This window comes from Streptomyces pacificus, assembly GCF_011766325.1.
GTDB lineage: Bacteria > Actinomycetota > Actinomycetes > Streptomycetales > Streptomycetaceae > Streptomyces > Streptomyces pacificus.
Genome location: NZ_BLLG01000008.1, coordinates 1 through 12,747 on the forward strand (window position 1 = coordinate 1; position 12,747 = coordinate 12,747).

Annotated in this window: 11 protein-coding genes and 2 pseudogenes; 3 read left to right on the top strand and 10 right to left on the bottom strand. The window is 73.2% G+C overall.

Features of this window, described 5'->3' with window-relative positions:
• From SCWH03_RS28605 to SCWH03_RS15100, 9 genes and pseudogenes are all read right to left on the bottom strand, one after another.
• Positions 1-2,581 (bottom strand): annotated as a pseudogene (locus SCWH03_RS28605) (nicotinate-nucleotide--dimethylbenzimidazole phosphoribosyltransferase); the annotation flags it as partial.
• 384 nt (positions 2,582-2,965) lie between these two features.
• Positions 2,966-4,177, bottom strand: a complete 1,212-nt coding sequence (gene cbiE, locus SCWH03_RS15065) for a precorrin-6y C5,15-methyltransferase (decarboxylating) subunit CbiE (protein ID WP_173264759.1) — start codon at positions 4,175-4,177, stop codon at positions 2,966-2,968.
• 232 nt (positions 4,178-4,409) lie between these two features.
• Entirely contained in the window at positions 4,410-5,048 is a 639-nt protein-coding gene (locus SCWH03_RS15070; RefSeq protein WP_173264760.1) for a GNAT family N-acetyltransferase, read from the bottom strand.
• A gap of 178 nt (positions 5,049-5,226) precedes the next feature.
• Positions 5,227-6,168, bottom strand: coding sequence for a MetQ/NlpA family ABC transporter substrate-binding protein (locus SCWH03_RS15075; RefSeq protein WP_254076770.1), 942 nt, complete (start codon positions 6,166-6,168; stop codon positions 5,227-5,229).
• Positions 6,169-6,343: 175 nt separating this feature from the next.
• Positions 6,344-7,012 carry a methionine ABC transporter permease gene (locus SCWH03_RS15080; RefSeq protein ID WP_173264761.1) on the bottom strand — a complete coding sequence of 223 codons (669 nt, stop codon included), beginning with the start codon at positions 7,010-7,012 and terminating at the stop codon, positions 6,344-6,346.
• Entirely contained in the window at positions 7,009-8,085 is a 1,077-nt protein-coding gene (locus SCWH03_RS15085; protein WP_173264762.1) for a methionine ABC transporter ATP-binding protein, read from the bottom strand. Before SCWH03_RS15085 ends, SCWH03_RS15080 begins: the two co-directional genes overlap by 4 nt.
• 861 nt (positions 8,086-8,946) lie before the next feature.
• Positions 8,947-9,099 (bottom strand): hypothetical protein, encoded by a 153-nt coding sequence (locus SCWH03_RS15090; protein ID WP_173264757.1) that lies wholly within the window; start codon positions 9,097-9,099, stop codon positions 8,947-8,949.
• Between the two features lie 23 nt (positions 9,100-9,122).
• The gene (locus tag SCWH03_RS15095; protein ID WP_173264763.1) at positions 9,123-9,350 is read right to left on the bottom strand and encodes a hypothetical protein; all 228 of its coding nucleotides are present in this window, start codon (positions 9,348-9,350) and stop codon (positions 9,123-9,125) included.
• Positions 9,347-9,550, bottom strand: coding sequence for a hypothetical protein (locus SCWH03_RS15100; protein ID WP_173264764.1), 204 nt, complete (start codon positions 9,548-9,550; stop codon positions 9,347-9,349). Before SCWH03_RS15100 ends, SCWH03_RS15095 begins: the two co-directional genes overlap by 4 nt.
• Before the next feature lie 172 nt (positions 9,551-9,722).
• Here SCWH03_RS15100 and SCWH03_RS15105 point away from each other — a divergent pair, with 172 nt between their 5' ends.
• Positions 9,723-10,457: a DUF6879 family protein gene (locus tag SCWH03_RS15105; protein WP_173264765.1), complete on the top strand. Its 735-nt coding sequence runs from the start codon at positions 9,723-9,725 to the stop codon at positions 10,455-10,457.
• 10 nt (positions 10,458-10,467) lie between these two features.
• Positions 10,468-11,319, top strand: coding sequence for a helix-turn-helix domain-containing protein (locus tag SCWH03_RS15110; protein WP_173264766.1), 852 nt, complete (start codon positions 10,468-10,470; stop codon positions 11,317-11,319).
• Positions 11,320-11,466: 147 nt separating this feature from the next.
• On the opposite strand, the pseudogene SCWH03_RS15115 reads toward SCWH03_RS15110, so the two are convergent.
• Positions 11,467-12,117, bottom strand: a pseudogene (locus SCWH03_RS15115) (ISL3 family transposase); the annotation flags it as partial.
• 264 nt (positions 12,118-12,381) lie between these two features.
• On the opposite strand from SCWH03_RS15115, the gene SCWH03_RS15120 reads away from it, so the two are divergent.
• Positions 12,382-12,741, top strand: a complete 360-nt coding sequence (locus tag SCWH03_RS15120) for a hypothetical protein (RefSeq protein WP_173264768.1) — start codon at positions 12,382-12,384, stop codon at positions 12,739-12,741.
• Positions 12,742-12,747: the final 6 nt, after the last annotated feature.

A 12,747-nucleotide genomic window follows, 5' to 3' on the forward strand; every position in this document is an offset into this window, starting at 1 on the left:
CCGACAGGGGTCCTGCCTCGGGCTGCTCGACGGCAGGACCGGCGCCGGCCTCGGCCCCCGGCCGAACCGCGGCAGAAGGCCCGGCCGCGGACCCGGTCCGGGCAGCCGATTCCGGCCGAACCGCGGCAGGGGGCTGCTCGGCGACCAACTGCCCGACGGCAGAACCGGCGCCAGGACCGGCCTCAGCGGCGGACCCGGCCCCGGCCTCGCTCTCCACCGCCTGCCCCCCGCCGGAAGCCCCGGCCTCGGTGCCGGAACCGGCTTCGACGTCCGGCGGAGAACCGGCGACCGGCATAGCCTCGGCCCCGGGTTGCCCGACGGCAGCACCGGCCTCAGCGGCGGACCCGGCCCCGGCCGCCGACAGGGGTCCTGCCTCGGGCTGCTCGACGGCAGGACCGGCGCCGGCCTCGGCCCCCGGCCGAACCGCGGCAGAAGGCCCGGCCGCGGACCCGGTCCGGGCAGCCGATTCCGGCCGAACCGCGGCGGAGGGCTGCTCGGCGACCGACTGCCCGACGGCAGGACCGGCGCCAGGACCGACTTGGGGGGCGGTCGGCCCCGCCGGGTCCGGCATGGGCGCGGCGGCCGGGTTGTCGACGTGGGGCGGCACCCCGTGGGTTCCGGGGGCGGTGGAGGCCCCGGCCTCGGGCGCGTGATCGGTGGCCGCGGGGGTCCCGGGTGTGGCACCGCCCGTGGAGAGGTCCCCGGTCTGCGGTGCGGGGGTCCCGGCGGGCTGCGCACCGGCAACGGAGCCGCCCTTCTGCCCGGCAGGCTCGGGCGGTCCGGCAGACTCGGGCGGTCCGGCAGACTCGGGCGCAGCTCCCGCATCGCCCGCCGCCTCCCCCGTCCCGGGCGCCGTCACGGTGACCGCCTGAGCCGCCGCCGGCGGCTCCGAGGTGCCACCAGGGACATCCGCTGCGACGTGCTCCTGAGCGACCGCGGATCCTGCCGCCGCTCCGGCCACGGGTGCCGGTACGGACTCGGACGCGGCGGCGGGCGGCGCATCCGAGGGCGCGGGCTCCGGCTCGGCCCCGGCGGGAGCCTGGGCGGCGGTCCCGGCCGAGGGCGCGGCGGCCCGGGGGCCGGCTTGTTCCGCGTCGGACGCCGGTACCGCCGTCTCGGATGCCGGCACCCCCACCGATCTCGTGGCGCGCCCGGCGTGGAGCCCCGCGGGGGCGGCGCCTTCCGCGGGCACCAGCTGCTGGGTGGCCATGGGCTCAGGGGCCGGGTCGGCAGGCACCCCCGCCGGATAGGGCGGGTCGGGCACCGCTTCGGCGGTGCCGGCAGTCTCGGCGGTGCCGGCCGCCAAGTCGGCGGAGGGAAGCCCGGTCTGCGGAGGGACCGTTTCCTCGGGGGGCGGGACGACCGCCTTCGATGCCGCTCCCCCGGGCACCGTCATGCCGGTAGGGGCCTGAGCCTGCTGCGCGGCACCGGGGTGGCCGCCCGGCGGCGGAATCTCCTCCGGCTGCGGGCCGGGAGGCAGTTCGGTGTCGTCGTGAGGGGTGTCGAGGTACTCCAGACCGCCGGCCGACGAACCCGCGGCGGGTGCCGCCACGGCGCTCCGCAGGCGCACGGGGCCACTTCCGCGGTGTCCGGCGGGGCCGCGGTCCGCCAGAGAACGGACGACACCGCTGTTGGCCTCGGGAACCGGCGGGCCCAGGTGGAGGGGACGGCGGGCCTGAGCGGGGTTCTGAGCGGAGGCTTGAGCGGGGGCCTGAGCGGGGGCGGCCACCGGCTGCGCGCGCACGCCGCCGAGGTCGGGCGACCCGGAGTCCCGGCCGCCGGCCTCATGGGCACCGGCCTCGTGCACCGGCTGCTCGGCCGTGCCCTGGTGTGCCGCGGAGGACCGACCGTGGGAGGCCGCCCTGCCGCCCTGGGCCGCGGGCGGCGCCTGGGCCGACTGCGGGTCCTGGGCCGGCTGCGGGTCCTGGGCGGCGGCCTGTCCGGCCACCACGGCCTGGCCTGCCACGGCCTGCTCCGGCACGGGCGGCCGCGCGGGGACACCCTGGGCGGGGACACCCTGAGCGGCGGGCACGGGGGCGGACGCAACCTGCCCGGAGGGGTTCGGAGCGTGGGCGGTGTGCTGCGCGGCGGTCCGGGGAACCCGGGGCCCGTCCCCCGCGTACTGCTGCTCCTGCGCGACATGGGCGTGCGGCTGTCCGGGCACGGGAGCCGGGGCGGACGTGGGCACGGGCACGGGGGCGGGACCGGGGGCCGCTCCGGCCTCGGCGTACCCGGGCGCGCCCCCCGCCCCGGGAACCGGCTCGTGCTGGACCGCCGTGGCGTCCGGGGCCGGCGGCGCGGACGGGAACGGGCCTGCGCCCGGGGCCGCCGTCGGGACCGTCTCGGGTGCCGGGGCCGGGATCGGGGTCTGACCGGCGGCCTGCGGGGCGGCCTGCGGGTCGCTCCACGCCCCCTGCGCCCCCGGCATCAGCAGGAGGTCGTCGTCCTCGGGGACGGCTCCCGGGGCATCGCCGGAGTGGTCGAGGAAGGTGTACGTGCCGGGAGCGGGGACGCCCGGCTGCTCCACCATGCCTGCGTTCTCCGGCAGTCCCTCGCCCGGGACCTGGCCGGTGTCAGTCATGCGTACCCCTCGCCCATCGGTTGTGCTCCTTCAGACCTTCGCCCGGGGCGCCCGATCGGGGCACGCACCCGTGCCCCTCACTACAAGAACGAGCGTGTGCCCCACGCGGCACGAGAGCCCGCGGACACAAGCATTGTCGTGGGCCCTCGCGTCCATGGCAGCAGGATCCGCCACGGTCGGCTGTGGACTGCGCCACGTTGCGCGTCCCCCCGGTCGCGCCGTACCACAGCAGGGCCCCGGGCAACCCCTCTTCCTGACACCTACCGGGGGTCTCCCGGCGAAGCCAGGAGGAGGGACGGACCAACGGCCGGCTGCGGCACGACGATCCGCCAGCCTACCCCGCCGGGGTTCGGCAACCGGTCCAGGGGGGCGGAAGACGGCCGGTCAGAAGGCCGGGGCCCGACGTCGGCCGGCGAGCAGGAAGACGACCGACCGCTCGCGCTCCGACCAGTCGCCGGGATCGAGCTCCACGGACTGGAGCAGGGCGCATTCGACGGCGTAGCCGCCCGCCGCGAGCGCCGTGCCGATCGACTCCGCCTCGTCCCTGGTGGAGGCGTGGGTGACGATGCGCTCGGGCCTGCGGTCCGCGCATGCGGTGACGACGGGGACGCCGCCACCGCCGATGCGCACCACGTCGGGTTCCGGGAGCCGTTCCAGGACATGCGGTGCCCGGCCGTGCACGGTCTGCAGCAGGACGCCTTGGCGGCGCGCGGCCGCCTCCGTCCTGGTACAGGCGGCCCGGTCGCCGTCGACGGCGATCACCGCGGCGCCGAAGCGGGCCGCGTCGGCGGCCAGTTCCCCGCTGCCGCAGCCGATGTCCCACACCAGGTCGCCGAGGCGGGGCCCGAGCCGGGCGAGTTGGGCGGCGCGCAGGTGCGGCGACTCGCTCTCGGCGGGAGGCGGGTCCTCACCGCCGGGCAGGGCCCAGCCGCGCACCCGCGCGGGGTGGCCGGGTTCCCGGCCGGCCACCCAGCCCGCGCCGCCCCGGGTGCCGGTACCGCCGACGACGATGACCACGTTCGGATCGCGCCAGCTGTGGTCGGCGACCTTGTCGGAGGTCAGCACGGTGACCCGCTCACGCGCGGTGCCGAGTTCCTCGCAGATCACGAAGGTGCGGTGGACGCCTTCGAGGAGCAGGGCGAGTTCGGCGGGGCCCGCACCCGGGCAGGTCAGGACCGCGACCTTGGGATGGGAACGGCAGACGTTGACCGCGCGGCGGAGCGTGCGGCTGTGGGCGACGACGACCTGGGCGTCGTCCCACGGCATCCCCGCACGCGCGAAGGCGGCGGCGACGGCTGAGACGGCGGGGACGACCTCCACCTCCAGCCCGTGCTGCGGGGCGCGGAGGGTGCGTACGACACCGAAGAAGCCCGGGTCGCCGTCGGCGAGGACGACGGGGCTGCCCCGGTGGCCCGCGATCCTGCGTGCGGCGAGATCGACACTGCCGAGGCGGATGAGCTCGGCGCCCGGCGGCACTTCGGGCAGGGCCAGGTGATGGGCCGCCCCGGCGACGAGCGTGGCGGCGGACAGGGCGGACCTGGCGGCCGCGGTCAGCGGCGAGCCGTCCCAGCCGATCACCGTGACCCGGTCGGCCATCGTCGTCGTTCTCCTGGTGTCGTCGCAGGTGAGGACCCGTGCCCACGAGGCCCGGGGCAGGCAGGGCCGAGGGTACCCGGTGACGGTGACAGGCGGTGGCGCCGCCTGTCCGGCGGCCGACCGGCCGGGGCCTGTCCGATGCGGCCTGCCTGATGCCGCGGGGCCGGCCCGCCGTGCCGGTCCACTCGTTCGGTGAGGTACGCGGTGGGGCAGGCCTGCGGACGCCTGCGGTTCAGTTCCAGTCGGCGTAGGCGGCGAACCAGCCCGCCTCGGCCAGCTGGTCGGCGCTGCCGTCGAGGTCGTCGGGAAGGAGGCTCCAGACGATCAGGTCGGTGCGCAGATCGGCCCAGTCCCCGCTCTGGGTGCGGGTGCGGGCTATGCAGGCCCCGCGCAGGACACCCTCGCTGATGCAGCCGATCCGCTGGGCGACCTGCTGGGCGGCCGTGTTGTCGGCGGCCGTGCGCAGTTCGACCCGCTCGAACCGCTGGTCGCGCAGGAGCCATTGGGCGGTGGCGAGGGCCGCCTCGGAGGCATAACCCTCGCCCCGGGCCCAGGGGGCGACGATGTAGGACATCTCGGTGGAGCGCACCCGCCAGTCGGTCCTGCCCAGCCCGACCACACCGACCAGGCGCTGGGTGAGGAACTCGGTGACGGCCAGGTCCATGCCCGCGCCCGAGGCGCGTTCGGCGGGCGCGTGGTCGCTGATCCAGCGGTGCGCGGCGGACTCGTCGTAGGGCTGGGGCACGGCCGTCCAGGCGGCGGTCTGCTCGTCGTTCATCATCTCGGCCAGGGCCGGGGCGTCGGCGGGTTCGAGCGCGCGCAGCACCAGCCGCTCCGTGCTGATGGAGATGTCCGGAAACGTGGTAGTCATACGCAGCTCCATGCCGAAGACCGTCGTAAGGGCCGTAGGGGCACAGCATGCAGCATCAGGTCGGCGCTGTGCTCGGCCGGGTCGCGGGGCTCACCCTACGCCGAGGGCTCCGCGCACCAACGCCGGTGTGCACGGAGCCCCGTCCTTCGACGCGTCCTCAGAAGGCTTGCGTACAGGCTCAGTTGGCCGGAATTCCGAACGCCGGGATGACGGAGCCGTTGTAGGTGTCCTCGATGTACTTCCTCACCTCGGCTGAGTTGAGGAGCTTCGCCAGCTTCTCGACGCGCACGTCCTTCTCGTTGCCCTTCTTGACGGCGAGGAAGTTGGCGTACGGGTTGCCCTCCGCCTTCTCCAGGGCGAGTGCGTCCCGGGCGGGCCTGAGGTCGGCCTCGATCGCGTAGTTGCCGTTGACGACGGCGGCGTCGACGTCGTCCAAGGCGCGCGGGACGGTGGCGGCCTCCAGTTCCTTGAACTCCAGTCCCTTCCGGTCGGCGATGTCGGAGAGGGTGGCGCCGGTGCCGACGCCCGGCTTGAGGGTGATGAGGCCGTTCTCGGCGAGGAGCTGGAGCGCACGGCCCTCGTTGGTGGTGTCGTTGGGGACGGCGACGGTCTGACCGGGCTTGATGTCCTTGACCGACGTGGCCTTCTTCGAGTACAGGCCGAGCGGTTCGAGGTGGACGTCGACCACCGGGACGATGGTGGTGCCGTTCTTCTCGTTGAAGTCGTCCAGGTACGGCTTGTGCTGGAAGAAGTTGGCCCCGACCTGCCCCGACTGGGTGGCGGTGTTCGGCAGGACGTAGTCCGTGAACTCCCTGACCTCCAGCTTGAGACCTGCCTTGTCGGCAAGGTTCTCCTTGACGAAGCCGAGGATGTCGGCGTGGGGAGTCGGGGACGCCGCGACGACGAGCGGCTGGGACTCCGCGGCCTTGTCGCCGGACCCGGCTGCTGCGGGGTCGGAGGAGGTGCCGCAGGCGGTGAGGCCGAGGGCGAGCGCGGCGGTGGCGGCGGCAGCCGTGGCGAGCCTGGCGTTCCTGCGGCGTCCGGGGGCCTTGCTGCTTCCGGGGTTCTCGGGGTTCTCGGGGTTCTCGGGGTGGTTGCGGAGGTTGCGGAGGTTGCGCACGAAGAGTGCCTCTTTCTGATGTTGCGGTGGTGACGCCCGGACAAGGAGTGCGGGCTCGCCGGACGGGCCGGGGCGGAGCGCCGGCTTCCGGGGGTGCGGGTGGGTGGTTTCCGGTGGGTTCGGTGGGCTTAGTGGGCTTAGGGCCTGGAACAGGCCCTGGTGGGTTCCGGTGGGTTCAGTCGGTACGGCCGCGGCGGGCCAGCAGTCGCACGACTCCGTCGCCGATCAGCTGTACGGCCGTGACGAGGGCGATCAGGATGACGACGGTGACGAGCATGAACTCGGTCTCGAACCGCTGGAAGCCGTAGGTCACGGCTTTGGAGCCGAGTCCCTCTCCGCCGACCGCGCCCGCCATGGCCGAGTAGCCGACGAGCACGATCACCGTGGTGGTCACGGCGGCGACGATCGAGGGCAGGGCCTGCGGCAGCAGTACCTTGCGGATGATCGTCGGGATGGATCCGCCCATGGACTGGACGGCCTCGACCAGTCCGTGGTCGACCTCGCGAACCGCCGTCTGAACCAGCCGCGCGAAGAACGGGGTGGCGCCGACGGCGAGCGGCACGATCATGGCGGTGGGGCCGATGAAGGTGCCGACCACGGCCGTGGTGAACGGGATCAGAGCGATCAGCAGGATGATGAAGGGCAGCGAGCGGCCGATGTTCACGACCGCCCCGACGGCCTTGTTCACCGGGGTGTTCTGCAGCAGTCCGCCCTTGTCGGTGAGGACGAGGAGGATACCGAGCGGCAGTCCGCAGATCACGGTGGCCACGGTGGACCACAGGACCATGTAGAGGGTGTCCAGCGTGCCCTGGGCCAGCAGGGGCTGCATCTGCGACCACGTCACTTGACGGTCTCCTTCACCAGTGCGGCACCCGGGGTGCCGTCGCTCCGCGGGGGCGCCGCTGCCGGCGCGTCGTCGTCCACGACGTCGACCTGCAGGCCCTGTTCGCGCAGGAAGCCGACGGGTACGACGTTGGCCTCGTAGTCGCCGGGCAGTTCGATGCGCATCCGGCCGATCTGCCTGCCGCCGACGGTGTCCATCGCGGCCCCGAGGATCGATATATCGATGTTGTAGGTACGGGACAGCTGGGAGATCACCGGCCGGGTGGCCGCGTCGCCGTGGAAGGTGACGTCCAGGACGGTGCGATCCGGTCCCGAGGCGTCCCCGGTGACGGGGAACAGCTCCCGGGCGAGTTCGGAGCCGGGCGTGGCCAGAAGCTCGCTCACCGTGCCGGACTCGACGATCCGGCCCCGGTGCATCAGGGCGGCGGAGTCGCAGACGGTCTTCACGACGTCCATCTCGTGCGTGATGAGCAGCACGGTCAGGCCGAGTTCGCGATTGAGGTCACGCAGCAGCCGGAGCACGGAGCGGGTGGTCTCGGGATCCAGCGCACTGGTGGCCTCGTCGGAGAGGAGCACCCTGGGGTCGCCGGCGAGGGCGCGGGCGATGCCGACACGCTGCTTCTGGCCACCGGAGAGCTGTGCGGGATAGGCCCTGGCCCGGTCGGCGAGGCCGACGAGATCGAGGAGTTCGAGGGAGCGGCGGGAGCGCTCGGCACCGGACATGCCGAGGATCTCCAGCGGCAGTTCGACGTTGTCCTGCACGGTACGCGAGGACAGCAGGTTGAAGTGCTGGAAGACCATGCCGATGCGGCTGCGGGCCCGGCGGAGTTCCCTGCCCGCGCGGTGGCCGCGTCCGGCGAGGGCGGTGAGGTCGGTGCCGTCCACGACGACGCTGCCGGAGGTGGGGCGCTCCAGCAGGTTCACACAGCGGATCAGGGAGGACTTGCCCGCTCCGCTGCGGCCGATGACGCCGAACACCTCGCCCTCGCGGACGTGCAGGTCGACGCCGTCGAGCGCGCTGATGTCGCGGCCTCGCGACTGGTAGACCTTGGTGAGGCCGGTCGTGGTGATCACAGGGGTCTTCCGTCACTGTCGAGTGCGCGGCGCGGGGTTCGCCGCCGGGCACGGTCATGTCGTCTTCGGGGCAGTCGGCGCAGCACGCGGGTGAGCCGGTCGGCGACGTGCGCGGGGCAGACCGGTTCCCTCGCCGTCACGGCGGGACGCGGCAGGACTGCGGGGGGCTCGCTTCGGGGCGCGAGGCTCGGGCGGGGGCCCTCAGCGGGCGCACATTCGACACATACGGCGAGCACCGGGCGTCGTGATCGCCTCGGTCGCAGGGGTGCGGCTGCTCGTCGTGGTCATGCGGCAAGTAAAACAGACGGATGTACGGGCGGAGCGCGGGTGTCCGAATAGCGGAACATGGACCTCCGCCGCCATCCGGATCACCGGCGACGGCCCCGTGCCGGCGTGGCCGTCCAGGGGGCCATGCCGCGCCCCCCGCGCGCCGCCGCCCCGGGCGCCTACACGGCAGGCACGGCAGGCACGGCTCACGGGACGGTGGAGGAGCCGGAGGGCCGGGGCGGGCGCGGCGCGTGCGGTCTGAACGCGGGGTGGGGGCAACGCCACGGCCGCGCTCGGGGTTCAGGGGTGTGGTCAACGCCACGGCCGCACCCCGGCCCGAGGGGCTCCCTGCGACTCCCGGCCACCGTGGCCGGGAGTCGCAGCCCGGCCCGAAGGGCGCCGTCACGGCCGCGGTCACAGCCGTTTCCCGGGGGATCATTCCGTTCCGGATCATGGTCGTCGCGTAGCGTCACCCGGTCAATCAGCACGAGGCCACGGGCGGTGTCTCCCGTGGCCTCTCGTGTGCCCGCTGGGCCCGGTTGCCCGGGGGTGGGATCTCGTGCGCTCCGAGACCCCACGGAAGCCCACGACGCCCTATGCGGGGGTGTAGCGGTGGTGCGGGCAGGTGCAGCGGCGTACGAGCAGGATGCCGCTGCTGTGCGGCAGAGACACGTCCTTGGTCTGTCGGCACTGGCGGTGCAGGTCCTTGTACTCCGGTCGCTGGGCGAGCGCGCATTCAGCAGACATGCCCGAGGCGTCCGGGGTGGTCATCAGAGGATGCCGCCGCTGCTCGCCGCGTTCAGAGCCCGCGTCCGCTCCTGGACGGCTCGCAACCGCTCATCGTTGGTAGCCCGGCGGACGCGAGCGGGGTCGGCGTCCCACTCGCGCCCACCGGCCAGCGGCCGGAGCTGGACATACGGGCCCTCGTGTCCCGTGACGTATCCGAGCTTGTCGCGCTCGGTGTCGATGGCCAGGTCGCCCTCTTCCGGCGCGTTCACTCGCGGCCTCCTTGCTGGAGCGCCTCAGCGAGCCGGGCGGCCACGTCCGAGCGCACCCGCCCCAGCTCCACCAACCGCAGTTCAGGGGACGCGGGATCGACCCTCAGCGAGGGCAGGACGATTCCGGCTTCGGTCAGCGCTGCGCGCAGGGACTCAACAGCCGCGTACGGGTCGATGTCCTGCTGTTCCTTGGTCTCCATGAACGCGACGCTAGAAGTGGGCAGTTGCCCGGCGGTATGGTGTTTTCTCGAATTTGCCCGACGCCTCGCGAGGATTGCTGCTGTTTTCTCCTGGACCCTGCCCGACCCCGTAGAACCGAGCCGGACCCCCGGCCATGCTGTTGGATCAAGACCCCTGGAAGGGAGAGCGCCCATGACTCGTCAGCTTCCCTTCACCGGTACAGACAGCAAGGTCGATGGCTGCCCCGCCCTGCACACCGACGAGGGCACCGGCGAAGTCATCGTTCAGGGCACGCCCGTCACCGACCCGGAAGACCTCGCGCAGCTCAAGCACTTCGGGCCGGGCGATGCAGCGGTGGCCGTGCCCCGCGAACTGCTCGTGAACTGGGGACCGAAGGAGATGGAGCGCGTGCCCGAACTCGTAGACCGGGCCACCTTCCGCCGCTTGTTCGAGACCTTCAAGCACACCGCCTGGCGGCTGGAGACCCGACGCGGCTACGCCTCGGACCGCGAGGACCCCGACTTTCAGGCGTTCTTGGCCACCGGCTCCGCGCCCTGCGACCCCAACGAGCCCTGGTTCGTCAACATCAAGACCCAGACCGAGGCGGGTAAGACGGTCGGCCGGGTGCGCGTCGCGGACCGCCCGATGACCACCGAGCAGCGGTTCTTGCTCGACTACGCCCGGCACAACGCGGCGGTCTGCGAGGACATCCGCTACCTGTGGCGCGAGGACGCCGCCGACCTGCCCGCCGAAGACTTCTGGATCTTCGACTCGCGCTTGGTCGCTGTGCTGCACTTCGACGACACCGACAACATCACGGACATCGAGCTGATCACCGAACCGGCTGAGGTCGTTCGGTACGCCATCGTGCGCGACGCGGCGATGCACCACGCTGTGCCGTTCGACCAGTTCGCCGCGACCGAATGACACGTGACCGGTGAGCACTGACTACCAGCAAGCCAGGGTGGCCCTGGGCGTGCGACTGCGCGAACTCCGGTTCACCTGCCCTGGTGGTCGGCTCACCGGTCAGCAGCTCGCCCAGCGGCTCGGCTGGCCCGGCTCCAAGGTCAGCAAGCTGGAGAACGGCAAGCAGACGGCCACCCCCGAGGATCTGAGGGCGTGGGCCGACGCGACCGAGCAGCCGGGCGTGTACGCCGAGCTTGCCGCCCGGCTGGCAGGGTTCGAGTCCCACATCAGATCATGGCGTCGCGCGCTGGCGAACGGCTTCAAGCCGCTGCACGAGGGCTTGAGTGCCGAGATCGACCGCACCTCGGAAATGTGGCTCTGGGAAGAGTCGGTGATCCCGGGCCTGTTACAGACGCCCGAGTACGCGCGCCACGTCATCCAGCGCTATTCCGAGCTGCTGGGCGGAGCCAGCGACGTTGAGGCCGCCGTGCGCTCCCGGGTGCAGCGGCAAGAGTGGCTGTACCGGCCCGGTCGCAAGCTGCACGTCCTGACGTGGGAAGCCGCCTTGCGGTCGCTGATCTGTCCCCCCTCCGTGCTGGCCGCTCAGCTCGACCGCCTTACCGGGATGCTCGGCATGGACACGGTGGAGCTTGGCGTCATCCCCTTCGCGGCCTCCGTCAAGATCGTGCCCGCCAACGGCTTCTGGGTCCTTGATGACCGCCTGGTGGTGGCCGAGGACTGGCACGCCGAGATGTGGTTGGACGACGCCGACAACGTGGCCTTGTACGCGAAGGTCTGGGCCACCCTGCGCGAGTCGGCCGTGTACGGGTCTGACGCCCACAACGTCATCAACGCCGCTCGCCGTGCCCTGAACCCGCGTTGACGGGTCGCCAGGCCCGGGGCCCGGGACGGTGTCTCCCGTGGCTTCGTGCTGGCGGGTACGGCCGGACGCCCCGGGCGGGGGCTCCGGGCCGCCGGAGACCCCACGGGAGGCCGGGACGATATATGGCTCTCCTGCCGTATGTGTGGGTCATTCTGTCTGGGGTTGGCGGCCGGGGAGGGTGGGTTTGTCTCCGGCGAGGGTGAGCATGGCGAGGGCGGTGATGGCTTCGGCGGTGTGGAAGCCGAAGCCTCGGCGGATGATCAGGCGGGTCTTGGTGTTGGTGGACTCGATCAGTCCGTTGGACATGCAGGTGGTCAGGGCGGCGCGGATGGCGTCGTAGTGCCGGCGGATCCTGCGCTGGAGGTCGACGAAGGTGTCGATGCGGCAGCGGCGGGCCCAGCCGATCCAGCGGTCCAGGGCTTTCAGGGCGGCCCTGGGCCGGGTGCGGGCGAGGGTGAACACGGCGCGCAGGGCTTCCTTCAGGCGCCAGGCGCGGTGCAGGCGGGGGTCGGTGGCGGCGATCCAGGCGAGCTTGGCCGCCTGGCGGTCGGTGAGGTCGGCCTCGTTCTTCCACAGCGCGAAGCGGGAGTCCTTCAGAGCCCGTGCCCGCTCGGCGTCGCCCGCCTCCCGGCGGGCCCGGTTCCAGGACGCGCGGCGTTCGGCATCCAGGGCCTCGGTGGCCCGGGCGATGACGTGGAAGGGGTCCATCACCCGCAGCGCGTGCGGGGCGCGCTCGGCCAGGACCTCGGCGATCCAGGCGGCGCCGTCGGCGCCCTCCGGCACGAGGGCAGGGGCCCGGAAACGCCTATGGTCGCCCCCGGCCCCCGGCCCCCGGCCCCCGGCCCCCGGCCCCCGGCCCCCGGCCCCCGGTCCCCGGTCGACGGTCGACGGTCGACGGTCGACGGTCAGGGCCGGCGGTCCGCACCCGCGGGCGCGCCCTCGTGGACCGCACACGGGCCGGGGAGGCCCCGAGCACCCGGTCCCCGCGGGGGAGCGGCCCGCGCAGTGGCTCCTCCGGGGCCGCGCGCATGGTGCCTTTTGGCCCGTAATACGCTCTCACCCATGCTTGACGCCCTGACGGTCGCGGTGTCCGCGACCGCTCTCGCCCTCGCCGCCTGGTGCGGTTTCGCAGCGTTCCGGGACCAACCGACCAAGGACTGGCACTTCGCCGGGATGGCCGTGGTCACGCTGCTGGCGCTGGCCCAGCTGGTGGTGGGCGTGGTGCAGCTGGCGAGGGGCGAGAAGGCGGACGAGGGGACGACGATCTTCGTGGCCTATCTGGTCGGCGCGTTCGCAGCGGTCCCCGCCGCCGGGTTCCTTTCGCTGGCCGAGCGGACCCGCTGGGGTTCGGCGACGGTCGCGGCCGGAGCGGTGGTGCTCGCGGTGCTGGAGGTACGGCTCCACGACATCTGGGGAGGCTGAGGTGGC